The sequence below is a fragment of the Pseudoalteromonas sp. B131b genome, assembly GCF_037162545.1.
GTDB classification, from domain to species: domain Bacteria; phylum Pseudomonadota; class Gammaproteobacteria; order Enterobacterales; family Alteromonadaceae; genus Pseudoalteromonas; species Pseudoalteromonas fuliginea.
Genome location: NZ_JARLUZ010000002.1, coordinates 14,266 through 38,282, shown reverse-complemented (window position 1 = coordinate 38,282; position 24,017 = coordinate 14,266). Strand labels below are relative to the sequence as shown.

Here is a 24,017-nt window from a genome sequence, read left to right as displayed (position 1 = left end):
TGCTCTCTTTATTGTTGTTAGCTAAAGGTCGAACATTTATATAAATCAAAATGCTTTATATTTAATCGACATTAAACTAACAAGCGCCTAAAAACTTGATTAGCTGTCCACAAAAATTGTCTGTGAGTCCACATTAATAAAAACCTAAAGGATTGATATGCACACATCTCAGTTAAACAAAAAACGCCAACAACTTGATGTATTAATTGAAAATAAAGTCACGTTTGCGGCCGATAACAGTGAGCTGAGTATTTACGACACGTATCAAAGTGCGCAAAAGGTGGCACTGCACTCAAACGAGTTACTGTTTTGTGCAATGCTTAGCGGCAAAAAGGTAATGCACGTAGAAAGCAGCCAATACCATAAAGCATTTTTACCACACGAGTCGTTTGTATTAGCGCCAGAGCAAGGCGTATTAATTGATTTTCCACAAGCATCAATGAGCACTCCTACTACCTGTTTAGCCATTGAAATTAGCACCGACAAAATAACGAGCGTGGCTAATGCGCTTAACATGCAGCAAAACTTTGCACACGATAGCTTGTTTGAATATGTACCGCAGTTAGTGCACACCCAACACAATATTCAAACGCAGCAATTATTAGAGCGTATTGTGCATTTATTTAGCGAACAAGGTGCCCAACGCCATTACTTGATTGACTTGTCGTTAAATGAATTGATCACCCGTTTATTACAACAACAAAGCCGTGAGTTATTACTGGCTAACTGCGATAAACCACACCTTAAAACAAACGTTAGTGATGCCCTGCTTTATATTGAAGAACATTTAAATGAAACGCTCGACATAAATACCTTATGCAAAATAGCCTGCATGAGCCGCAGTAAATTTTATCAGCAATTTAAACTCACATTTGGTACTAGCCCAGCCCTTTGGCAACAACAGCTAAGACTAAAAAAAGCGCGCACTCAATTGCTACAAGGTCATGCAATTAGTAAAGTTTGTTTTGATGTTGGATTTAATAGTGCGAGTCATTTTAGCCGTTTATTTAAACAAACCTTTGGCATTGCCCCTAAAGAGTGCCGACATTAGCCCTAAAATCTCATTTTTTACTTTGCTAACTCGCTGAATATGTTAATTTATTAATACCCTGTTTAATGGCTAAAAATAATTAATGAGCAAACCAATCCGCTGGACCCTAAAAAGTATCGCTAAAGAATTAGGCGTGTCTAATGCGACGGTTTCTAACGCGTTTAATCGCCCAGATCAACTCTCTGCCAAACGCCGTGAAGCCATACTTAATGCATGTAAAGAGCTTGGTTATTATGGCCCTAATAAGGCCGCGCAATCGTTGCGTAATGGCACATTTAATATTGTTGCTTTAGTGCTGCCCGACAGTGTGGAATACATGGTATCGGACCCTGTGGCTAGCAGCTTTATGCGCGGTGTTACCTCGGTGCTTGAAAAAAACGGCATTAATGTTTTATTGTTTTCAGGTAATAGCGATAACCTTAACAACGTGGTCGACTTGGTAGATGGCTTTATTTGTTATGGCCGCCCTCGTAATAACGCGTTAGTTGAGCAGTTAAAAACAGTGTCTAAACATGTAGTGACAATTGATTTTGATATTGCTCGCAATGCCTCTGTAAATATTAATAACGAGCAAGCAAGTTACGAAATTGCTAAACACGTACTGCATAATCAAAGCGATAAAGTGGCTATATTAGGGCTTAGGCTACTTGATGAAAACGTATTATGCCGCGTGTATGAGCATCACGAATTTGAAACCGGACAATCTATTTCGCATCAACGTTTACGCGGGTACCAACGCGCTTTAAGCGAGGCAAATATTACGGTGGCTGACGATCGTATTTGGAACATTCCTGAAAGTAGCGAGCGTTTTGCAAATATTGCCGCAAAAGAAGTGCTCAGTGCCTCCCCTCGCCCTAATGTTATTATTTGTATGAGTGATTTAATTGCCCTTGCCACAATGCGAGAAGCAATAAAACAAGGCATAAAGATAGGTGAAGAACTGCGTATTGTGGGCTTTGATGGTATTGATGAAGCAGCCCGGTTTGTACCTCGCCTCACCACCATTCATCAAAACAGCCAAGAAAAAGGCGTTATAGCCGCTGAATTATTTATTTCTAAAGAAGAAAAAACTCGGGAAGTCAGTTACGAATTAGAGATTGGTGCGAGTAGTTAGCTTACAAACCTTGTAATAGTTTTATGTGTTAAAAAGCCAAGCTACTTAAGCTTGGCTTTTGCTTTACATGGCGTTGGTAAATTACTTTTATAACATTAAGCTAAAAATGAATTTAAGTTAATCGTTGTTTCTTCATCGCCGTTCACTTGCGTAATAAGTGCATGGCGTAATTTAAAATCAACAGTGAGTGAAATAGTTTGCTCATCTAGTTGCCACGATAAACAACACATACTGCCTTCACCTTGCGCACTAAACTCACCTGCAAATGCAGGGTGTGAATTGCGAATTTTAATTAATTCAATTAAACCTTTTACTACAGGCTTATTTAAGGCTTTGTCGATTATATTTGCATCTAAATATGGGCGGTTAATATCACGGCCTACATTTGTATTTGTCAGTAATTCCATGTCGTTTTCGCAAGCAAATAGGCCGCCGTAATACACTTGTGGTACACCTGGAGCAAAAAATTGAATTGCACGCGACAATAAGTAATCAAAGTCTTTAGCGCCTAATGCGTTGTAGTACGTACAGTTAACTTGATATAAGTCGACATTACTCGCCGCAGCGCCCGTAGCTTGGCGGCTTTGATTGTTGCTGTTGGCGTGCATTGTTTCGACTAGGTTATCAATCTGCTGTGCATTTAATAGCCCTGGTTTGTCGCCCATTGGACCTGCGTCAATAATGCCAATACCGTCGTGTGTATCAAGTACAGTTAAGCAATTACGTGGCGAAATTTGTAACCATTTGAGCAGTGCATCTACATCGTTGTTAAATAAGCTGTGTAAAATAAGTGGTGGTAACGCAAAGTCGTAAACCATATTTACGCGTTTTGCCACTTCTACCTGAGTTTGATAATGGCTATGTATTTCTGCAATGGTTTCCATGCCTAAATCGTTTGCTTGCTTAGATAAGTTATCTAGGTAGCCAAACGTTTCATCAAGCATAAAACAGTTAGTGCCAGCTTGCTTAATGGCGTAACCCGCCGCATCTAAACGAATAATATTTACATTGTTAGCCGAAAATTTAGTAAGTACGTTATTTAAATACGCAACACCCGCTGCTACTTTTACGTTTATGTCAATTTGGTTATCGGTAAATGTGGTCCAAAAATCATACGTTTTACCATCACCACACTTCATTGGGGTAAAGCAACTACCTGGACGCGGACGGTAAATAGCTTTTTGCTCAGCTTCGCTCATACCATTTGGAAATACATCATCTTTGGTTAAAAACAAATCCCAAAATTCTGATTGCTTACCTTTAGCTATTACATCTTGAAACTGAAAAGACTGCGCCGATACATGGTTAACAATTAGGTCTGCCATTAAGTCGAGATCTTTGCCTAATACTTGTATGTCTTCCCAAGTGCCTATTCTAGAATCAACTTCACTATGATCAATAGGGTCAAAGCCAGCATCGCTGCCATCAATAGGGTTGTAAAATGGCAATAAGTGCACACCACCAAATACGCCTTTTAAAGGGCCGTTTAAAAGTGTGGTTAGCGCGCCTATATTTTGGCCAGTGATTCGATCAGCGTATGTGATCAATTGAACTTTATTCTTCATCATTGTGTGAATACCATGTTGAAACTTAATCGATTAAGATATATCTTTAACTAGCGAGTAAGAATTTACAAGTAATTTTTAAAAATTTTACATACAAAAATCGTGGCTCACATGATACTACAATAAGTAACTGATTGACTTACTGGGTGTTAACAGAGCATTTAACGAGGAAAAATACATGACAAAATCACACACACACGTAAGCAACGATCCGTTGCAACAAATACGTTGGCTTACATACATGATGTTTTTTATGTTTGCCATGACCTCTGACGCAGTAGGTATGATCATCCCTGAACTCATTACTGAGTTTGGGCTGAGTATGACCCAAGCTAGTGCATTTCATTACGCGCCTATGGCACTCATTGCCTTTAGTGGATTGTTTTTAGGCTTTTTAGCCGATAGCCTTGGCCGTAAAAAAACTATCATGCTAGGTTTATTAATATTTTCCGCGAGTTGTTTTTTATTCGCCTTTAGCACCAGCTTTGCATTCTTTTTAGTACTCCTTTGCTGTATAGGCTTAGCGATTGGTTTATTTAAAACTGGTGCACTTGCCTTACTTGGTGATATTTCACATAGCAACGAGGACCACACTAAAACAATGAATAAGGTTGAGGGTTTCTTTGGCATTGGTGCCATTGTAGGACCTGCGCTGGTTGGCATATTACTCGTGCAAAATGTAAGTTGGACATACCTGTATATTATTGCAGGAGTTATGTGTTTAGTGCTTGCTTTTTTAGCTTGGCGTGCCGACTACCCTAGCGTTGTTAAAACAACTGAAAAGCCAGCCTCTTTGGCAACCACCATGAAAATGATTAAAAACCCGTATGCCCTTGGTTTTTCGCTAGCTATCGCACTTTATGTAGCTACTGAAGTTGCTATATACGTATGGATGCCTACGCTTTTAAAAGACTACACTGGTTCTTGGCCACTCCTTGCAACCTATGCACTAACCATATTTTTTGTACTACGTGCAGCAGGCCGCTTTATCGCGGTATGGTTATTAAACCGTTATAGCTGGCAAGGTGTTATGGCTTATTTAAGCTTTGGCATTGCATTGTGCTATGTAGGTACGTTATTTGGAGGCGTTGATTGGGCTGTCGTGTTATTACCGCTTTCGGGTTTATTTATGTCAATGGTTTACCCAACTTTAAATTCCAAAGGTATATCGTGTTTTGCAGTGCAGCAACACGGTGCTGTAGCAGGCGTTATACTCTTTTTTACTGCTTTATCAGCTGCCTTAGCCCCATTGTTTATGGGTATGATCAGCGACTACTTTGGCCATGTACGCTATGGATTTTACTTAGCAACAGGCTTTGCAGTTATTCTGTTTTTAGCTATGTTATTTAATTATAGCCGTGACCCATCAGCAAGTGCTTTAACAGAAAGTAACCCAATTACAGAGTAAATTTGTATTTTAATACAATAAAAAACACTATAAAAAACAACAGGTGGGTAAATAAATAACAAATTAATAATAAAATAATTTGCTTATTGTAAAATATTTGTTATTTTTACTTAATCGATTAAGTAAAAATAACAAACCCATCGGGCTCAACACAACGAGGCGTTCACATGACAACACACAATACACCTTTATATTTAATCAGTGCTTTAGCACTTGCCGTAAGCCAAGGCGTTCACGCACAAGAAACAGATCAAGCAAAACCAGAAGCGTCACAAAACAAAGGTCTTGAAACAATTGTTGTAACCGGCGTACCACGTCGAACAACAATCATGGCTTCTAGTGTATCAGTTAGTAGCGTATCACTTGAACAAGTTCAAGTGTCTACCCCTCGCTCAACAGCAGAAGCGTTTAGAATTATTCCGGGTATTCGTGCAGAATCTACCGGTGGTGAAGGTAATGCGAATATTGCTGTTCGTGGTTTACCTGTAGCATCAGGCGGTGCTAAATTTCTACAATTACAAGAAGATGGGTTACCTGTAATGCAATACGGTGACATCGCTTTTGGTAATTCTGATATTTTTATGCGATTAGATAATACGGTGCAAACAATTGAATCGATTCGTGGTGGCTCAGCGTCTACTGCAGCAAGTAATGCACCTGGTGGCATTATTAACTTTATCTCTAAAAATGGCGAAAACGAATCTGGCAGTGTGTCTACAACACTAGGCTTAGATTACGACAGCGTTCGTACAGACTTTGAATACGGCACTTACCTTAGCGATAGTGTGCGTTTTCATGTTGGTGGTTTTGTTCGACAAGGCGAAGGCCCGCGCGAAACAGGTTACACGTCTAATAAAGGTGGCCAAATTAAAGCTAACCTTACAAAAGATTTTGAAAACGGCTACGTTCGCCTTTATTACAAACACTTAGACGATAAGAGTGTTGGCTACCTTCCTATGCCAATGTACTCAAATGGTGACTCTATTGCTGGCTTTGATGCGCAATCAGACACACCTCACTCAGCATTATTTACTAAAACAGTACGCTTAAATGGTGAAAACCAAATTAGCAGTGGTGATATCCGTGATGGTATGAATCCAAAGGTTGACTCTGTTGGTTTTGAAGCTGTATTTGATTTAGATAACGATTGGCGTATTGAAAACCGTTTCCGTAAGTCATCAATTAGCGGTAACTTTAATTCACCTTTCACAGAACAAGTCGGTAGTGCAACATCAATAGCTGAAAGCATTGGTGGCGCAGGTGCAACCTTGAGTAACGCGAACACCGGTGAAGCGTTTAACGATGGTTTAGCAATGAAGATGGTGACATTTGATGTCACAATGAATGACTTCGGCTCTATAGTTAATGACTTTAAATTAACTAAATCGTTCGACGATGATACCAGCCTTACATTTGGTTACTATGCATCTACGCAAAACATTGCTATGTCGTGGTTATGGAACTCTTACGTAATGGAGCTCAAGGGTGACAATGCTGCATTATTAAATGTAACAGGTGCCGATGGCACTGAGTTATCTGAAAACGGTTTATACGCTTACAGTGCATTTGGTAACTGTTGTCAACGTGATTACGATACAGAATACGATACTCGCGCCCCTTACGTAGCATTTTCGACTAAGCTAGGTGATGTAAGTATTGATGCAAGTGCTCGCTACGATAGCGGTGAAGCTCGCGGAACATACGCAGGTGCAGTGACTTCAACAGTAGATATGAACCGCGACGGTGTGATCTCTGTGCCGGAACAAAATGTTGCTGGAATTGATACTGCAAACGCAAGTCCAGTAAACTATGACTGGAACTATTCGTCTTATTCAATTGGTGCTAATTACCAAATTGACCCAAGCCTTGCCACGTTTGCACGTATAAGTAAGGGCGGGCGAGCAAACGCCGACCGACTTTTATTTGGTAAAGTACGCGCTGACGGCTCTGTTGCAAAAGAAGACGCTGTTGATGAAGTGAACCAATTTGAGTTTGGTGTTAAAAAGCGCTTTGATTCATTATCAGTGTTTGCTACTGCGTTTTTTGCCGAAACTGAAGAGCAAAACTTTGAAGCAACATCACAAACATTTTTTGACCGTGAATACGAAGCAAAAGGGATCGAAATAGAATCTACTTACTTTATTGATGCATGGGATTTCCGTGGTAATTTAACCTGGACCGACGCAGAAATAGCCAAAGACGCACTTGCTCCTGAGGTAGTAGGTAATACACCGCGTCGTCAAGCTGATTTAATTTATTCATTAATGGCACGTTATAACTATGAGCAAGGCTCTGCTGGCCTTAGCTTTATTGGTACTACCGATGCATATGCACAAGATAATAACGACCTTAAACTTGACGGTTACACACAAGTAAATGGCTTTGTAAGTTATGACTTATCTGAAAACCTTAACATTGCCCTTAATGTAAATAACCTCTTCGATACAGTAGGTATTACAGAAGCGGAGGAAGGTTCAGTACCTGAAAACAATATTATCCGTGCTCGTGCTATTAATGGCCGTACAACATCTTTAACGCTTAAATACGCGTTTAACTAATAGAGTTCTAGTGTGTAGGCGCTGAAACGATTTTTTGTTTCAGCGCTTTATAACTAACTAAACTTATTTAACCTGAACTCTGGTTAAGATATTTACTAAAGTATTGAATCATGGTGATATTTAAATTTATTTTCTCTAGCCAGATATTTTCTGTGAAAACAAGGCGAATTTACGCGTCAATAGCTAGCCTATTACAAATAAATTCAACGCAGTTAGCGCTGAAAATAGCTGCTCGAGATAGATTTATTATCCAGAGTTCAGGTTATTTAGTAATTCTCCCACTGACTTTAACCTAGCCTTGCTAGGTTTTTTAGGATTTACAATATGACCCAACTACTTAGCCTCGGCGAACTACTGATTGATATGCTGCCGCAAGACTCTCAAAACAGTGCTTATTTACCTATTGCAGGCGGCGCACCTGCTAATGTAGCCGTAGGCTATGCAAAGTTAGGTGGTAAAGCTGCTTTTTGTGGTGGTATGGGCGATGACTACTTTGCCAAGCAACTTGCTAAAGCACTTACACAATACAATGTAAGCACTGACTACTTATTTACAGTTATGGGCTCGCAAACTGCAATGGTAATAGTTAGCCTTGATGATACAGGCGAGCGCAGTTTTAATTTTTATCGCCAAAATACGGCCGATTTACTTTTAACGAGTGATCACTTGGCGCAAATTCAATGGGAAAAACTAAGTACCCTACACTTTTGTTCAAACACGCTTACCAATAACGCAATTGCGCAAACTACATTTAGCGCTTTGCAGCTTGCTAAAAGTAACAATAAATTAGTAAGCTTTGATGTAAATTTACGCTACAGCTTATGGCAAAGCATAGATGATATTGAAGCAAATGTACGTGCTTGCTATGAGTATTGCGACATAGTTAAACTCTCTCGTGATGAGTTAAACTTTTTAGCAGAACAAACAAAGCAGCTACCCGAGGATTATTTACAATCACTTTTAGATGTTGGTGTTAGCGTAGTATTTTTAACAGATGGTCCTGAGCCTGCGACAGTTTATCATAATGAGTTCACGCTAAGTGAATCGGCACCAATTATTACAGCAGTTGATACAACAAGCGCAGGCGATGCTTTTATTGCTGGTGTTTTATATTATCTAAACCATAACAATGAAGATGTATTACTTACTACTAAAATAAATGATGAGAAAATAGTAAAACGCGCCCTCAACTTTGGCCTAAAATGCGGCTCAAAAGCCTGTTTAGCTAAAGGGGCATTTCCGGCATTACCTGTACTGGCTGATGTAATTTAATAGACCTAATGTTTTTTAAGTTCAAATATGCAGTAACGCGTAGTTACTGCATAGCATCAAACACCATTTTACTATCCACTATTTGTTCAAAGTGCGTTATTTTTTGATTTTTAAGCTGCCAAATATGCGCGACCCTAGCTTGCATTTTTTTACCCGTTTTAATATAAGTACCAGAATACGTGCCATACACTACAACAGTATCATCTTGGGATAAGTAGTTTTGTGGCGTAAACGTATAGTTATACCACTCGCTTGCAAGCTTTTGAAAAACATGTTCAGTAATATCATTCATACCATGGTAAGTACCAGCATAGGCAAAACCGTCAGCCTCTTTCCAAGTAATAGTATCACTTGCATGAGCAACTAAATTTTGCCCATTCTCTTGTGATGTTTTGCCTTCATACGTACTTTTAATTATGTCTATGTTGCTCATTTTCACACACCCTTGCATTATAAAAAGGAAGCTCAATAAAGCTGTAATATAAACAGCTTTATTATTTAGAAATTTCATCACACTATACTAGCGCAACTGATTGCTGTAAGTAGGTAACCCACTGCTCAGTTTTTCCATAATAATGGGCTATATCAGCTTTTTGCCACTTACCTGTGTCAAATTTAAATGCTGCACTAGGAAAACCTTGCCCATGAATATCGTGTAATAAGCCGCGGCTTTGTGCTATGTGTTGATCTGTTGCATCGCCTTCTAGCGCATTAAAGTGGGTTTCAAATACGGCCTTGTTTAAACCCAGCTCCAATGCAATATCAGCCAGTACATGCAGCTGCATAATGTTTTTACCCTGAGCATAATAAGCATGTTGAATACTATTAAGCATTTTCCCACCTGATATACCAAGCTCTTGCGCTGCCAATATAGCGGTAATAGCCGGAGCCGAGTTGAGTATAATATCGTTGGTTTTTAAAAGCCCATCGGTATAGTTACTACCAAATACCTGACCTGTTTTCTTCGCTATGACACTGTCGTTTTTAAGTGCAAATTCACGCCATGCAGGAGTCACTGATTTTACATTATCACCTGTTAGCATGCCTCCACTGTGTACTTTTACAATTAAACCATCAATATTTTCAGCAGCGGTGATCAAGGGCACACTGCCATAAGTCCAACCACATAAAGGGTCAACAATTATATGTAACGTTACGTTTTTCATTAATATTTCCTATCTAAATAATTGCTTAACGCAAGGGCGCTTAGTGCCATTGCATCTCACCCATAACCACTTTTGAGCCCAACTCTAAAATGCTTCTTGCACCTAAATCAGGGTAGGCTTGAGTCATGAACTCTACAAATTCAGTTGAGTTTTTTGCATTTTTTGCAGCGCTATCCGCTTTATTTAAGTACCCTTTCATGAATGACACACCAGAAAGGTCTTGTTTACTGCCCTGTAAAAAGTGACCTGGAATAACAGTCTGTGGTTTTAAATTCTCAATGTTATCTAATGTTGACTGCCAAGTTTGACGCTCTGCGGCAGTGCTCGAATCAGCCAACCACACATGCATTTGATCAAATACTACAACCCCACCCAGCACTGTTTTTATAGAAGGGATCCAAAGGTAAGTATGCTTTGGATCATGCTGTAAATTTTTAATAATAATTTCTTTCCCATCTATAGTTAGGGTATTTGATAGTATTACTTCTGGCAAAATAAGTTCTTTAGGTGCATTGCTCTTTAAAATAGGCCCCCAATAATTTAACTTTCCTTGCATTGAGCGTTTAATATTCTCTACTGTTGATTTAGTCGCTAATAACTTTGCTTTTGGAAAAGCAGCTTTAATTACATCTAAACCAAAGTAAAAATCAGGGTCGCTGTGACTAATATAAACAGCTGTTAATGTTTTACCGCTCGCTTTTATTTTTTCAACCAATGCTTGTGCATCATTACGCTGAAATTGGGCATCCACTAATAACACTTCGTTATTACCACTTATAATGCTTGATGAGACAGCAAAAATACTTTTGTCTTGTGGGTTATATACATCCACAACTAATTCACTTTGCGCTAATACCGGTTGCATTAATGTACTTGCTAATAAAGCTGTTGCTGCTAATACGTGTTTAACTTTTTTCATTCTCAGTAGCCTGTTTGTTATTTCGTTAAGATGAGGCTATTGTATGTTGCAATTTAAGAATTAAAAACCAGGAAGAATGCAACCATCTGTTGCATAAATCGAACATATAGGCAAAGTGAATGGATAGAATTATTGCAGCTGATGTATTTATAAAAATTGTAGAGCAGAAAAGTCTAGCCGGTGCTGCCCGTGCTTTAGATATGTCTAGATCTATGGTTACACGGTATTTGAATCAAATGGAAAAGTGGGCAAATACCCAACTACTCCATCGGTCAACAAGAAAAATTACACTCACGGCAGAGGGTGAAAAAGTACTTAATCATAGCCGAGAGCTCATTGCCATCGCCCAAAATATTAGTGCGCCGATAGAAAGTAATAACAAATTAAACGGGCAAATTAGGTTGTCGTGCTCGCCTTTTTTAGCACATGATGTACTACAAGATATGTTCCAACAATTCTTACGCGCTCACCCCGAAGTCAGTATTGATGTACAAATTAGTAATCACGTTACAAATTTAGTAGAAGAGCGAATAGATTTAGCAATTAGAATTACCAATGACTTAGATCCTAATATAATTGCTCGCCCACTTGGGAAATGCCATTCAGTATTATGTGCAAGCCCAGAATATTTAGAAAAAAACTCTAAGCCTATAACTACGGATGATTTGAGTCGCCATAACTGTTTAAACTATTCACGGTTTGAAAAAAGTATGTGGCATTTTTCACACCCTGAAAAACCCGTATCTGTGGCGATTGCTGGTAACTTCAGTGCTAATGATTCGAGCTTACTGTTAAAAGCTGCTCTTAATAATCAAGGAATAACTCTACAACCTAAGTTTGCTGCGCAGAAATATATAAATAATGGAAAGTTAATACATTTACTACCACACCTTAAACCACAAACTTTGAGCATATACGGTATTTACCGCTCCAGGAAACATCAATCACTTGCACTTCGTTCATTTATTGATAGCTTAGTAACGTATTTTGATAAAATTGATACCTAACAATAAGCAAAAACTATTAGACGCTCGCTATAAGTCCTTTATTTAAGAGTTGAAATAGCGCTTTGTAAGCGCTATTTTTTGGGAGAAGGGATTTATTATTCGTCTAACCAATCTATGGCTGCGGTAGCATTTTCAAAGTATTGAACCTCACCCGATATAAACCAGTTACCTATTTTTGCCATTCGAGCTTGCCACTCTTTATTACCGTAAATAGCTACTTTTTTAAATTCTTTAGAGTGCTTAACACCTAATTTTAAGTCATCCCACGCTGCGCGTAACTCCCAACCTTCAAGTTCGCTACCATCTATTAAGGCGTTCACGACTGGGTGCTTAACTTCGCCAAGAGCTGAGTTTATCATTGGGGTAATTATCTTGTAATCGTCGTGAGTAAGCGTACCAACGGCTTTGAGTTTTAAAAAACTCTCTTCCTGCACGTTCAAGACCAATAGATAAACCATGTGTTGTGTGTACCATTACTGCTCTCCTTAAATAGGCTGAGTGATAAAAGTACACCTTCTAAAATTAATTAGTCCTGAACTAGATCAATAAATAGTCTCAAATAAACGACTCAATTACGCATTTTGTACGCGAGATATCTGGTTTTCTACATCAATTAAATGACCCGTTTTAAGCCATACTTTTGCACCATTACTTCCCGCTTTAACGTTAACGGAGCTATTGATAGGCACTCTTAACCAACTGTTTTTTACAAAAGTATCGGCTTGCTCATCAAATGAGCCTTCTAGTACTAAGAACTCTGCTCCACCTTTTGCGCTTATAACCATGCAGGCGTTGGGCTTAAAGTGCAACAAGCTTACGTCTTCAAAGTCGTCTTTGTATAAAGGGGTTACGGCAACATTTTTAAAACTAGGATGCACCGTACTTTGCATCAAGTTTGTTTGCAAACGCACGTGCGTTCGATCATCTGGCTGAAACTGCCATAACTTTACAAATATAACGCAACCATTTTCAGACCCCGGTTTGTGCTTTGATTGCGGTGGATTACGGATATAAGAACCTGCCGCAAAGTCACCATGCTCATCTTGAAATACCCCTTCAAGCACAACAAACTCTTCACCGCCTGTATGTACATGCGGCGAAAATTCACTGCCAGGTGCATAACGAACAATGGTCGTTGCGCGAGCAACTTCGTCGCCCACTCTATCGAGCGCTCGTCTATCAACACCCGCCATTGGCGATGCAACCCACGGGAGCGATTCGCTATGTACCACAACTCGTTTACTAAAATCGGCAGCTATTTTCATATTTGGCTCCTAAGCGTAACTTCACTTAAATTTTAAACTAATAATCTAACTAAGCTGCAACACTTGGGCGTTTTGCTACTTTTTCTTGCCATGCAACTAAATGGGTTAACTCATTCGGGATTGCTATTTGTGCAAATCCAGCAAATACCAGCCCAGCATACAATGTAATATCAGCAATACTAAACTGCTCACCGCCAACAAATGCCGATTGCGCTAGTACATCATTAAAATAGCTAAACCCTTGGCGCGCTTTTTCGCCTTGTTTTTCACCCCAAGCCACATTTTGATATGTTTCAAGCTCAGGACCTAAGCCATCAGTTGCATGATGAAAGTAAGTTGCCACAGCGTCAAGCACCATAGATTCTGCACGCTTTTGCATCATGTTAATTACTGCACGCTCTTTTGCGGTTTCACCCATTAAAGATGGGCCTTCAAATGCGGTATCAATATACTCAGTAATAGCGGTACTTTCTGATATAAACGTGCCGTCATCTAGCTCTAATACGGGTACACCTGCTAATGGGTTTTTAGCTAAAAAGGCTTTTGTTCTGTGTTCACCATTTAATAAATCAACAGCTACAAACTCAACACTTGAAGTGGCATTTTTTTCAGCTAAAGCGATACGAACACGAAGTGGATTTGGAAAGTTTTCTACATCATAAATTTTCATAGCAATCTCTACCTTTATTGTTTAGAAGTGAATTAACGGCGCAACCTACCTACCGATAGGTAATTTATAATATTAAACTAAATTTAAGTCAACGTTTAAATTTTTCTGATTTATGGGATTTAACTTAATTCATAATAAAATTTGGGGGTTGCTTAAAAGTAAAAACACTTGTAAATAACTACCTACTGGTCGATAATTTTACTGTACCAATTGCATTAAATAAGCGTTCTATTATTGCGCTAAGAAAATAGTGCAATAACAAAGCGAAAGTTATGGCAACTAGTTGTTATTTATTAATAATTTTTAACGCGGTTAGTAAGTTGTTTTATGCGATACAATGATCATGTTTTAATAAAATTGGTATTGCTACGGATAGGAAATATTAAAAATGAGTAAAAAAGAAGCTTTATTAAAAGCAGCTGAAAACAAGGTGCGCCTTGGCGGGTACAGTAATTTTAGTTTTAGAGAGCTCGCCAGCGAAGTCGGCATTAAAAGCGCCAGTGTGCACTATCACTTTCCAACTAAGGCCGATTTAGGTGCAGAGCTTGCTCATCAATATACTGATTCTTTTTTAGCTGCGTTAGGCGAGCCAAGCGAGCTTAAAGCAAGCGGTAAAAATCCTATTGATGTGTACATACAGCTTTTTAGAAGTGCATTAGTAACCGATAAAAAAATGTGTTTATGCGGGTTGCTAGGAGCCGAAAGCGATAGCCTTCCAGATAAAGTACGCCTTGAAGTAAAACGCTTTTTTAATCAAAACCTAACATGGCTTAGCGCTGCGCACTTAGCTAATGGTGAACTCAACCCTACTAAAGCGGCTATTCAAACAGTGAGCTTGCTTGAGGGCGCTATGATGATAAGCAAAACGCTCGACGATAATAGTTACTTTGAACTTGCAACTCAGTAATACCTAAATTTAGTACACAAAAAAAGCGAGCTATTGATTATCAATAGCTCGCTTTTTTAATGCTTGAAATAACTTATGTGATTATTATACCGCTGTTGGTTTAACTTTATGCTTAGAGTGCACAATTGCTAAAACAATTAAGCCAATCACTGTTACTACAGCGCCAATAGGTTTACCTAAATCGCTTGATAAGTTAAGGCCAATTGCTGCAGTGCCAATATAAGAAACCGTTACCGCTGTTGCTATAACAGCAGGAACGCTGGCAATCCAATGGAATGTGCCACGGTCAAACAAGTACTTAGTGGCAAGCCATAATACGCTTGTAGAAAGCAGCATGTTTGAGAATGCAAAGTAGCGCCAAATTAATGAAAAATCGAGCTTCGTCATAAAGTACGCAATCGTCAGTATAGGAACAGCCAATAATAAGCGGTTACGTAAACTTTGTGGAATATTAAACGCATCAACAACAGTTAAACGTAATGAGCGGAACGCTGTATCACCAGAAGTAATTGGGAATACGGCTACTGCAATAATTGCCATTATACCGCCAAATACGCCTAAGTAACTGTTAGCTACATGGTTTACTACTAAACCTGGACCACCTTGATCAAGCAATGCTTTTAAGCCTGCGTAACCCTCTGGGAACGCTGCAATACCAGCAAGTGCCCATACACAACCTACAATACCTTCACACATCATAGCGCCGTAATAAACTGGACGTACGTATTTTTCGTTAGTTAAACAGCGCGCAATAATAGGCGCTTGAGTAGAGTGAAAACCACTAATAGCACCACAGGTAATTGTTATAAATAACAATGGCCATGTTGGTAGTCCATCTGGATTTGGCTCTAAAAAGTCATGTGCGTGATCAGCTTCAAAGTAAGCTAAAAAGTCACTTGGTACCGGTAAGTGCGGCGCATTAATAAGTAATGAAATAGCAATTGCCACTGTCATTACAATCATTAGCGCACCAAAAATTGGGTAAAACTTAGTGATAATTTTATCAATTGGTAGCAAGGTCGCTAAAAAGTAATACGCTAAAATAGCAAGTACCCAAAAGGTGTTGTTTGCCAGTATTGTACCTTCAAAAAAATCAAGGTTACTTAGCAAACCTGCAGGGCTCATAATAAATACTACACCTACAAAAAACAGTAGCATGGCAGTAAATACAAGCATAAAGCCTTTAAATACGACGTTGTAATAATGGCCTGCGATTTCTGGTAGGCTTTTACCGTCTTCTTTTATACTCATTACACCTGAGAAGAAGTCGTGTACAGCGCCACCTAAAACATTACCAAGTACAATCCATACTAGTGCAACTGGTCCGTATAAAGCACCTAAAATTGGGCCAAATATTGGGCCTACGCCAGCAATGTTTAAAAACTGAATTAAAAATGCTCTTACAGGGTGAATAGCGACGTAATCCACACCTTCGCTAAAGCGTTTTTGTGGTGTGTCAGCAGTTGAATCCAAACCGGCTTGTTTTTCAACAAATGGGCTGTAAAACTTATAGCCCAGTATTAAAATAGTGAGGCAGATAAAAAAGATGATCATAAAGCACGTTTCTCTTTTTGTATTTGTATTATAGAGCGCATTGTGTGTCGCCCCGCCTTTTCAATCCGTGAATAATCGACGAACAATAACAAAGCTTCAACCCTCAAACAATAAGACGTTTAGCTAATACAATAATCGATATAAGCCACTATTTACGCAACCTGCACACTTAACGTTCCACATTGAATATTTATTACACGCGTCTTATTTTGGGCACAAAAAAAGCGGTTAAACTTTTACGTTATAACCGCTTTCACACACAATGTTTTTTAAAGTGGGTTCATAAACTCACTAATTTGTTGATGCGTTAAAGTAGGTGTTGCGCCAGAACTTTCGGCGACCATTGCTCCAACGGCACATGCAAAGTCTACGGCATATTGCGCGTCGTCGTTGCTACAAAGCTGATAAATTAACGAACCTAAAAACGAATCCCCTGCGCCAACAGTGTCAATTACGCTAATTAAATAACCTGAATTATAAAAATTATCGCCTTTGATTGTTAATAAAGCACCGTGGCTACCTTTGGTTACACATAAGTAATCGGTATTTGTTTGCTGTGCTATAAACGCTAAATTTTGTTCAAGCGAATGAAACTTACAACCCATCGCTTTTGCTATTTCGTATAGCTCTTCATCGTTTAACTTAATAAAGTCTGCTTTATTCATTAAATCTACAAGTGTTTCTAACTTGTAATGCGGCGCACGTAGATTTACGTCAAATACTTTAAAATTTGCTACATCAACGAGTTGATTTAACGTTGCTAAAGACGCTTCGCTTCGCCCAATTAGGCTGCCAAATACAAATACATCGCTACTTTTAACTTTACTAAGTAACTCATCGGTAAGCGCTATATTATCCCACGCAGTATCTGCCACTATTTCATAACTTGCAGAGCCACCATTGTCGAGTGTTACCTCAACCGTGCTAGTTTTTTTATCACTGTTAATAGCAATGTACTCGCAGCTTACGCCCTTGCTAGTAATTTCGCCTAGTAACTCAGCGCCTAACTCGTCGTTACCAACAGCGCTGATCATGTCGGCTTTAATGCCAAGTGAGTTAATACGCACACACATATTAAGTGGCGCGCCACCTAAGCGTTTACCTGAATCAAAACAATCCCACAGCACTTCGCCAAAACAGCTAACACTTACGTTTTCGCTTGATTTATGATTAATTAAAATGCTCATAATTAGTTACTCTTTTGCTCAAGTACGTTTTTCATAATGGCTTTAACTTTACTATTAGGTGCATACAGCGCAGCAATCGACTTTTTATATTCAGCAGTAAACGTTTCGTTATGCTCAAGCTTACCAAACAAGCTCGTTAACTTTAAAAATGCAATCGGGCTAGTTTGAGTCTCTTGCGCGTAAGAATTAAGCTCTTTGTGCATCGCATCTTGAATTTCAAGCTGCTCGCCGTTTTCACTTAAACCTTTATCGCTGTATAAACACCAAGTAGCAATAACAAGCGTTGCCAGTGATACATCTCGACCTTGTACTAGGTTTTCGTTAATTGTGGCAATTAAAAACTTAGGCAGTTTAGCTGAGCTTTCACTACAGATACGCGCTAGGCTGTCTTTAATATTAGGATTAGCAAAACGCTCTATTAACGTATCTTTGTAGCTTTCAAGGTCAATGCCTTCAAGTGGTTCAAGATTTGGGGTTACTTCTTTATCCATAAAAGCACGTAGGTATGTGGTAAATAATTCATCCGATACCGTTTCGTCAATAGTGCCATAGCCATGGATTGAACCTAATAAACCAAGTACAGAATGCCCTGCATTAAGTAAGCGTATTTTCATGGTTTCATAAGGCGTTACATCAGTAACAAACTGTGCACCAACAACGTCCCAATTTGGGCGAGAGTCACTAAATGTGTCCTCTATTACCCATTGTGTAAACGACTCACAGGTAATTGGCCACTCGTCGCTAACACCATATGCATCAACCACGTAATCAATATCACTCTTTTTAGATACCGGAGTAATACGGTCAACCATCGCATTTGGAAACGATACGTTTTGCTCAATCCACTCACTTAGGTTTTTGTCTTGCTCTGTAGCAAAGGCTAAAAGCATTTTGCGTGTTACGTTACCGTTGTGCTGAATGTTATCGCACGACTGTACTGTAAACGCGCCTAGGCCTTGCTCTTTACGCAATTTTAACGCAGCAGTAATGTAGCCAAACGCTGTAATTGGGTCGTTTGGGTTATTAATGTCGTTAATAATATCTGGATTACTGGTGTCAAACTCGCCCGTTGCAGGGTTAAAGTTGTAACCGCCTTCGGTAATAGTAAGCGACACAATTTTAGTATCGCTGTGCGCTAGCTTATTAATTACCGCTTGTTTGTCCTCTGGAGCAAACAAAAAGTCGATCATTGAGCCAATTACTTTGTTATCTATTGTACCGTCTGGGTGTCTAACCGTAAGCGTGTAAAGGTAATCTTGCTGCTTTAAAATATCACGCAGACCACGGTTACCCTCTAAAAGGCCAACACCACATATACCCCATTGCTCAGAGCCCGGAGTTTTTAAAAGCTCGTTAACATACACTGCTTGGTGAGCACGATGAAAACCGCCCACACCAATATGTACAATACCGGCTTTAACTGCGCTACGGTCGTAGGTTGGTGTATCAACATGGCTTGGTAATTGAGCCAAGCTTTGTTGGTTTAGCCCTGTAACTAGAGCGTCAGTGTGTTGATGTTGCGTCATGGTGCGACCTTACTAAACAAAGATAAAATATAAATTACGATACTGTATTACGATGCTGTATTGAGTACTTTATGGCGTTTTAACGACCAGTACGCAGTAACAAAATAAATAACAGTACAAATAAAACAGGCTATTTCGAACTGCGATTTATTAGCGCTGTACATATTCATAGTTTCACTGAAAAACATCACTTGGCTGGCAAATATAAAAATAATAACCAGTGAAACCGTAGAAACCGCGTTAAGTACTTTTGTAAATACAGAGCTGTCAATTACTGGCTTTGGAATGTCTTTAGCCTCAGCAGCTTGATATTCTTTAATATCACGTTGCTCTTGCTCTTCTGCTTCAATCTCTTGTGTGTAATCGTCACCAGCGCCGTATTTTTTAGCTAAAAGCGTGTAAACAACAATGGTGAAAATCCATGTAGGAATAAACAAGTAGTAAAACGACATTACATCAATTGCGTTTAAGCCAAAGCCAAACACAAGTGCTAACGCCCAAGATGCTATAGCCGGTACGCTGCGGGTAATATTTTTATATTTAGCCCAGTAACGTGTTAGGCCAATTTTAGGAAATAACACATGCTCAGCAAACACAATGCCGCCTACTGGTACAACTAATAAGCCTGCGTAGGTAAGTAGCGGAAGCATTTGAGAAAATACAAATGGGAAACACGCAATAATTACGGTTACAACACCTACAATAGCGGTGGTGCGTTCACGTGATTGATTAACAAATATAGATTGTGCTGCAAGGCCTGCACGGTAAAGGTTTGCGTTAGCTGTAGTCCAACCGGCAATAATTACAATAACAAAACCAGTCCAACCTAATGCATGGTATGCAACATCGCCCGGATCAAGTGATGAAATAGTTGTTTTAAGTAATACCGCAACACCTGCGCCCATAATACCGGCAGAGATCCACGCTAAGTAATGACCAAAAAACATGCCCACACCAGAAAACAAGCCATAGCTTTTGCGTTTAGCAAATCTAAAAATAGCCATGTCGATTAAACCAAAATGAGTAATTGAGTTAGCAGCCCATGCAAAGCCAATCACTTCTAATAGGCCAATGCCCTTTTCACCATCGGCGTTGGTGCCCGTCCATATGGAGGAGTCGCCTATGGTCATAAAGTCGCTAAAGCTACTTAAAGAGGTAGAACCTAATACATGATTTGAAAGCTCAGGGAATAACGCGAACGAGCCTGCAATAAATATAACAAATAGCCACGGCGCACACAGCTTTGAAAAGTCAGCAACCGTAGAAAAGCCATACATCGCAACAAATACAACAATAGATCCAACAGCTAAAACAATGGCTACAAACCAAAAGCTATTTGGATACCAATCAAGTTGCGCAGGTATATCAAACAAAAACCGCACGGCGGTGGAGGATACCGTGATCATAGCGGCCGATATAACACTAAAAATAACCACGTTAGCCCAGTTATAGAGCTTGGTCATTGAGTTACCAGCAATTTTGTTTAAGTAGTTATATAAACTTAAGCGGGTTTCTACTGCAATGGGTGCAGTAATCAGCCACCAAGAACACATTGCTAACAGGTTACCTATTAATAAACCAAGTAGAATGTCGATGGTTGAAGCGCCTAATGCAACAAACGTTGCACCAATAACAAATTCAGTAGCCGCAACATGTTCGCCAGCGTATAGCCCTGCAAAATGCTTCCAGCCGTGAAGCTTATTATTAGCAACAGGAAGTTGCTCTTCGTTTACATCTTTAAATGTTTGTGTGTGTGGACTCGTTGCCATGGTATTTCCTATTGTTAACAGCAAAATATTTGATACCAATCTGCATAACTATTTGAATAATTTAACGAGTTAAATTACCCCATAACGTCGTTAAAAATTTTATATTTAGAACAACTAGATATAAAAATTTTTGCCTAGTTACAGTGCAATTTTCTTATCGTTAAATAAACCCCATATTCAAGCAGATTGGTATAGTACCTAAATACTTTGCCTTTTATAATTTGGCTTATAAACGCATGATGTTTTGCCATGTTTTGTTTTATTTTTAGTAAAGCAAAACCATCTACATTTATATTTTGCGTTTGCTTGCCTGTCAGTGTATAGGCGAGCAAATCACGTTTAAAACTTTGTTGATTTAAAAAGCCGCGTGTTTACTACTTTTTAAGTGCAGGGTATGCACTAAAAAATCTTGCCAATGCGTTAAATGATCAACATTTGGGTAAGCACTGTGTACATGATTAACAGAGCCTTGCATATGTTGCCCACCGCTGTAATGCAGTACTTGCATATTGGCGTCAATTCCTGCGTTTACGCCTGCTTTACTGTCTTCAATTACTAAGCAATGCTCTGGCTTTACACCCATTTGTTTAGCTGCATGTAAAAATAAATCGGGGGCTGGTTTGCCACGCTTAACTTCGCTGCTGGTAAAAACCGTATCGCTAAAGTACTTGCTTAAGCTCACTACGCTCAACGCTTTTGCGGTGCGTGCTGGGCTGCTGCTAGTAGCTATACAAATAGGCACAGCTAAATTGTTAAGTACGTCTTTTATACCGTCAGTCGTGGTTAGTCCGGTTTCAAATTCGTTTAACAGTGCCTCGCGGTAGTCACCTTCAAAGCTTTCAGGAAGAGTGACATTAAATGCATCCGCTATTTTTTGGCTTACTGTTTTAAAGTTGCAGCCTAAAAAGTGTTGCTGTACATAAGCGCGGTCAATCTCAACGCCTTTTTCAACAAGCATATTAATGAGTACTTGTGCGCTTAAAATTTCGCTATCAATAACAACGCCATCACAATCAAATATCACTAGCTCAATATTAGTATTCATCTTGTCACCTTATTCAAACTGTTTGGTTTAGCTAATTTAAGCATAACGAGTTAAGCGCGATTAATATTGTGCAACTTTTTAGTACAACCCAACCATGGGCATAAGCCCACAGATTGGGCATATTCCCTTTATTGCGCGAATATGTCAACACGCTGTAAGTATAAAACGCACTAACGTGGTGAAAATACCGCCAGATAAAACTAAACACCTTTGTATTTAATAAATTTTATAAAAGCATATTGTGACTAAGGTCGTAGTAAAAAAATTACATTAATGTAAAAAGTGTATCTGCAAATTCATTTCATCTGTTTTACAAATCACATCAATCTAATTAATCAGTTTTACCGAAGTTAATAAAATTAATACTATCGTTAACAGATTAACAGCCTGCACCACTGCCGGCACTTTTAAATAGATGAGGTCGACAATGAATACTCAAATAAACAAAACAAAATTAACACTCACTGCACTGGCACTTGCAATAGCATTACCGGCAAGCGCAGCAACAACTCTTACTAAAGATAACGGCGCGGCTGTTGGCGACAACCAAAATTCAATGACTGCTGGCGAGCGCGGCAGTGTATTACTAGAAGACGTGCAACTAATTCAAAAACTGCAACGCTTTGCACGTGAGCGTATTCCTGAGCGTGTTGTGCATGCTCGTGGTACTGGCGCACACGGTGTGTTTGTAGCATCAAAAGAGCTAGATGATTTAACAATTGCAGCACCGTTTGCACAAGCTGGTAAAGAAACAGACGTATTTGTTCGTTTTTCATCAGTAATTCACTCAAAAGGCAGCCCAGAAACACTGCGCGATCCACGTGGCTTTGCAACTAAGTTTTACACAGACCAAGGTAACTGGGATTTAGTAGGTAATAATTTACCTGTGTTCTTTATTCGCGATGCAATCAAATTTCCAGACATGGTTCACTCTTTAAAACCATCTCCGGTTGATAACATTCAAGATCCTAATCGCTTTTTTGATTTTTTCTCGTATGAACCAGGTTCTACACAAATGCTAACGTGGGTTTACAGCGACTACGGTACACCAGCAAGTCTTCGTAAAATGGATGGTTGGGGTGTACATGCATACAAAATGATTAATAAATCGGGTGATGTTAAATACGTTAAGTTTCATTGGGTAAGCCAACAAGGTATTGATAACCTTGACGCAAAAGAAGTAGCTAAAGTGCAAAGCCAAGACTTCCAACACTTAACACGCGACCTTTACAGCGAAATTGGTAAAGGCAACTTCCCTAAGTGGGATCTGTACATTAAAACGCTTGATCCGTCGCAGCTTGATGATTTTGATTACAACCCATTAGATGCAACAAAAATGTGGTTAGACATTAAAGAAACTAAAGTAGGAACAATGACCCTAAACCGTATGCCAACTAACTTCTTCCAGTCTACAGAACAAGTAGCAATGGCACCGGCAAACATTATTCCAGGTATTGAGCCATCAGAAGACAGACTATTACAAGGTCGTATGTTTTCTTACGCTGATACACAAATGTACCGCCTGGGTGCTAACCACCAGCAACTGCCAATTAACCGTGCAAAAGTTGAAGTGGTTAACTACAACCAAGACGGCGCAATGAATATTGGTAACACTACAAGCAATGTGAACTACCAGCCAAGCCAAGAAAACGTAGCTGAAAACCCAATTGCACGTAGAAGTAACACAGAGCTAAAAGGCTTTGTACAACAAGCTGCGATTAAAAAGCAGCAAAACTTCGCGCAAGCAGGTGTTATATACCGTGGTTTTAGCAAGCAAGAACGTACAAACCTAATTAATAACCTAGCAGGCGATTTAGGCAAAGTGCAAAACAGCAGTGTTAAACACAAAATGCTTAGCCACTTTTACAAAGCTGATAGTGAGTACGGTACACGCTTAACTAAAGCTGTAAACGGCGACCTTAAAATGGTTAAACAACTAGCAGCTAACTTATAAGCAACTAGTTAAAAGCAATTAGTCCCAACTAAATAGCTATTTAAACCACAACCATGAGGAAGGAATAAACCCCTTCCTCT

General features: G+C 39.2%; 18 protein-coding genes and 2 pseudogenes. 8 read left to right on the top strand and 12 right to left on the bottom strand.

Features of this window, described 5'->3' with window-relative positions; translation table 11 throughout:
• The first annotated feature begins 157 nt into the window (after positions 1-157).
• Together P4S65_RS18120 and P4S65_RS18115 are read left to right on the top strand one after the other, a co-directional pair.
• Positions 158-1,051 (top strand): AraC family transcriptional regulator, encoded by an 894-nt coding sequence (locus P4S65_RS18120; RefSeq protein WP_096794368.1) that lies wholly within the window; start codon positions 158-160, stop codon positions 1,049-1,051.
• Positions 1,052-1,133: 82 nt separating this feature from the next.
• On the top strand, positions 1,134-2,165 hold the full coding sequence (locus P4S65_RS18115) for a LacI family DNA-binding transcriptional regulator (RefSeq protein ID WP_096794367.1): 1,032 nt from the start codon (positions 1,134-1,136) through the stop codon (positions 2,163-2,165).
• Between the two features lie 95 nt (positions 2,166-2,260).
• Here the strand turns inward: P4S65_RS18115 and gtfA are convergent, their stop codons facing one another.
• A complete protein-coding gene (gtfA, locus tag P4S65_RS18110) occupies positions 2,261-3,733 on the bottom strand; it encodes a sucrose phosphorylase (RefSeq protein WP_096794366.1) in 1,473 nt (490 codons plus the stop codon).
• A 175-nt stretch (positions 3,734-3,908) separates the two neighbouring features.
• Here gtfA and P4S65_RS18105 point away from each other — a divergent pair, with 175 nt between their 5' ends.
• The 3 genes from P4S65_RS18105 to P4S65_RS18095 all read left to right on the top strand — a co-directional run bounded on the left by P4S65_RS18105 (position 3,909) and on the right by P4S65_RS18095 (position 8,968).
• Positions 3,909-5,138: an MFS transporter gene (locus P4S65_RS18105; RefSeq protein WP_007378862.1), complete on the top strand. Its 1,230-nt coding sequence runs from the start codon at positions 3,909-3,911 to the stop codon at positions 5,136-5,138.
• Between the two features lie 167 nt (positions 5,139-5,305).
• Positions 5,306-7,696, top strand: coding sequence for a TonB-dependent receptor (locus P4S65_RS18100; protein WP_337120794.1), 2,391 nt, complete (start codon positions 5,306-5,308; stop codon positions 7,694-7,696).
• A gap of 324 nt (positions 7,697-8,020) precedes the next feature.
• Positions 8,021-8,968 (top strand): carbohydrate kinase family protein, encoded by a 948-nt coding sequence (locus tag P4S65_RS18095; protein WP_337120793.1) that lies wholly within the window; start codon positions 8,021-8,023, stop codon positions 8,966-8,968.
• A 43-nt stretch (positions 8,969-9,011) separates the two neighbouring features.
• Here P4S65_RS18095 and P4S65_RS18090 read toward each other — a convergent pair whose 3' ends face one another.
• The 3 genes from P4S65_RS18090 to P4S65_RS18080 all read right to left on the bottom strand — a co-directional run bounded on the left by P4S65_RS18090 (position 9,012) and on the right by P4S65_RS18080 (position 11,053).
• Positions 9,012-9,401, bottom strand: coding sequence for a nuclear transport factor 2 family protein (locus P4S65_RS18090; protein WP_058553102.1), 390 nt, complete (start codon positions 9,399-9,401; stop codon positions 9,012-9,014).
• 82 nt (positions 9,402-9,483) lie between these two features.
• Positions 9,484-10,134: a DsbA family protein gene (locus P4S65_RS18085; protein ID WP_096794364.1), complete on the bottom strand. Its 651-nt coding sequence runs from the start codon at positions 10,132-10,134 to the stop codon at positions 9,484-9,486.
• A gap of 40 nt (positions 10,135-10,174) precedes the next feature.
• Positions 10,175-11,053 carry an MBL fold metallo-hydrolase gene (locus P4S65_RS18080; protein WP_096794363.1) on the bottom strand — a complete coding sequence of 293 codons (879 nt, stop codon included), beginning with the start codon at positions 11,051-11,053 and terminating at the stop codon, positions 10,175-10,177.
• Positions 11,054-11,172: 119 nt separating this feature from the next.
• On the opposite strand from P4S65_RS18080, the gene P4S65_RS18075 reads away from it, so the two are divergent.
• Positions 11,173-12,060 carry a LysR family transcriptional regulator gene (locus P4S65_RS18075; protein ID WP_096794362.1) on the top strand — a complete coding sequence of 296 codons (888 nt, stop codon included), beginning with the start codon at positions 11,173-11,175 and terminating at the stop codon, positions 12,058-12,060.
• Between the two features lie 95 nt (positions 12,061-12,155).
• Here the strand turns inward: P4S65_RS18075 and P4S65_RS18070 are convergent.
• The 3 genes and pseudogenes from P4S65_RS18070 to P4S65_RS18060 form a co-directional block, all read right to left on the bottom strand.
• Positions 12,156-12,534, bottom strand: a pseudogene (locus P4S65_RS18070) (STAS/SEC14 domain-containing protein).
• A gap of 98 nt (positions 12,535-12,632) precedes the next feature.
• A complete protein-coding gene (locus P4S65_RS18065; protein WP_337120792.1) occupies positions 12,633-13,325 on the bottom strand; it encodes a cupin domain-containing protein in 693 nt (230 codons plus the stop codon).
• A 49-nt stretch (positions 13,326-13,374) separates the two neighbouring features.
• On the bottom strand, positions 13,375-13,995 hold the full coding sequence (locus tag P4S65_RS18060; RefSeq protein WP_096794360.1) for a glutathione S-transferase family protein: 621 nt from the start codon (positions 13,993-13,995) through the stop codon (positions 13,375-13,377).
• Positions 13,996-14,383: 388 nt separating this feature from the next.
• Between P4S65_RS18060 and P4S65_RS18055 the strand changes: the two genes are divergently transcribed.
• On the top strand, positions 14,384-14,902 hold the full coding sequence (locus tag P4S65_RS18055; RefSeq protein ID WP_007378853.1) for a TetR/AcrR family transcriptional regulator: 519 nt from the start codon (positions 14,384-14,386) through the stop codon (positions 14,900-14,902).
• Positions 14,903-14,986: 84 nt separating this feature from the next.
• Here the strand turns inward: P4S65_RS18055 and P4S65_RS18050 are convergent, their stop codons facing one another.
• The 5 genes and pseudogenes from P4S65_RS18050 to P4S65_RS18030 form a co-directional block, all read right to left on the bottom strand.
• On the bottom strand, positions 14,987-16,456 hold the full coding sequence (locus tag P4S65_RS18050; protein WP_096794359.1) for a carbon starvation CstA family protein: 1,470 nt from the start codon (positions 16,454-16,456) through the stop codon (positions 14,987-14,989).
• 269 nt (positions 16,457-16,725) lie between these two features.
• Positions 16,726-17,643: a carbohydrate kinase family protein gene (locus P4S65_RS18045; protein WP_096794358.1), complete on the bottom strand. Its 918-nt coding sequence runs from the start codon at positions 17,641-17,643 to the stop codon at positions 16,726-16,728.
• Positions 17,644-17,645: 2 nt separating this feature from the next.
• Positions 17,646-19,169, bottom strand: coding sequence for a mannitol dehydrogenase family protein (locus P4S65_RS18040; protein ID WP_096794357.1), 1,524 nt, complete (start codon positions 19,167-19,169; stop codon positions 17,646-17,648).
• 47 nt (positions 19,170-19,216) lie between these two features.
• Positions 19,217-20,938, bottom strand: a complete 1,722-nt coding sequence (locus P4S65_RS18035) for a purine-cytosine permease family protein (protein WP_337120791.1) — start codon at positions 20,936-20,938, stop codon at positions 19,217-19,219.
• Between the two features lie 374 nt (positions 20,939-21,312).
• Positions 21,313-21,983, bottom strand: a pseudogene (locus P4S65_RS18030) (HAD family hydrolase).
• Positions 21,984-22,410: 427 nt separating this feature from the next.
• Here P4S65_RS18030 and P4S65_RS18025 point away from each other — a divergent pair.
• Positions 22,411-23,937, top strand: coding sequence for a catalase (locus P4S65_RS18025; protein WP_337120789.1), 1,527 nt, complete (start codon positions 22,411-22,413; stop codon positions 23,935-23,937).
• The last annotated feature ends 80 nt before the right edge of the window (positions 23,938-24,017 follow it).

Bases quoted from the DNA above. Each gene is read 5' to 3' on its own strand.
- P4S65_RS18120 (WP_096794368.1), top strand. From the start codon at position 158: ATGCACACATCTCAGTTAAACAAAAAACGCCAACAACTTGATGTATTA.
- P4S65_RS18115 (WP_096794367.1), top strand. From the start codon at position 1,134: ATGAGCAAACCAATCCGCTGGACCCTAAAAAGTATCGCTAAAGAATTA.
- gtfA (WP_096794366.1), bottom strand. From the start codon at position 3,733: ATGATGAAGAATAAAGTTCAATTGATCACATACGCTGATCGAATCACT.
- P4S65_RS18105 (WP_007378862.1), top strand. From the start codon at position 3,909: ATGACAAAATCACACACACACGTAAGCAACGATCCGTTGCAACAAATA.
- P4S65_RS18100 (WP_337120794.1), top strand. From the start codon at position 5,306: ATGACAACACACAATACACCTTTATATTTAATCAGTGCTTTAGCACTT.
- P4S65_RS18095 (WP_337120793.1), top strand. From the start codon at position 8,021: ATGACCCAACTACTTAGCCTCGGCGAACTACTGATTGATATGCTGCCG.
- P4S65_RS18090 (WP_058553102.1), bottom strand. From the start codon at position 9,401: ATGAGCAACATAGACATAATTAAAAGTACGTATGAAGGCAAAACATCA.
- P4S65_RS18085 (WP_096794364.1), bottom strand. From the start codon at position 10,134: ATGAAAAACGTAACGTTACATATAATTGTTGACCCTTTATGTGGTTGG.
- P4S65_RS18080 (WP_096794363.1), bottom strand. From the start codon at position 11,053: ATGAAAAAAGTTAAACACGTATTAGCAGCAACAGCTTTATTAGCAAGT.
- P4S65_RS18075 (WP_096794362.1), top strand. From the start codon at position 11,173: ATGGATAGAATTATTGCAGCTGATGTATTTATAAAAATTGTAGAGCAG.
- P4S65_RS18065 (WP_337120792.1), bottom strand. From the start codon at position 13,325: ATGAAAATAGCTGCCGATTTTAGTAAACGAGTTGTGGTACATAGCGAA.
- P4S65_RS18060 (WP_096794360.1), bottom strand. From the start codon at position 13,995: ATGAAAATTTATGATGTAGAAAACTTTCCAAATCCACTTCGTGTTCGT.
- P4S65_RS18055 (WP_007378853.1), top strand. From the start codon at position 14,384: ATGAGTAAAAAAGAAGCTTTATTAAAAGCAGCTGAAAACAAGGTGCGC.
- P4S65_RS18050 (WP_096794359.1), bottom strand. From the start codon at position 16,456: ATGATCATCTTTTTTATCTGCCTCACTATTTTAATACTGGGCTATAAG.
- P4S65_RS18045 (WP_096794358.1), bottom strand. From the start codon at position 17,643: ATGAGCATTTTAATTAATCATAAATCAAGCGAAAACGTAAGTGTTAGC.
- P4S65_RS18040 (WP_096794357.1), bottom strand. From the start codon at position 19,169: ATGACGCAACATCAACACACTGACGCTCTAGTTACAGGGCTAAACCAA.
- P4S65_RS18035 (WP_337120791.1), bottom strand. From the start codon at position 20,938: ATGGCAACGAGTCCACACACACAAACATTTAAAGATGTAAACGAAGAG.
- P4S65_RS18025 (WP_337120789.1), top strand. From the start codon at position 22,411: ATGAATACTCAAATAAACAAAACAAAATTAACACTCACTGCACTGGCA.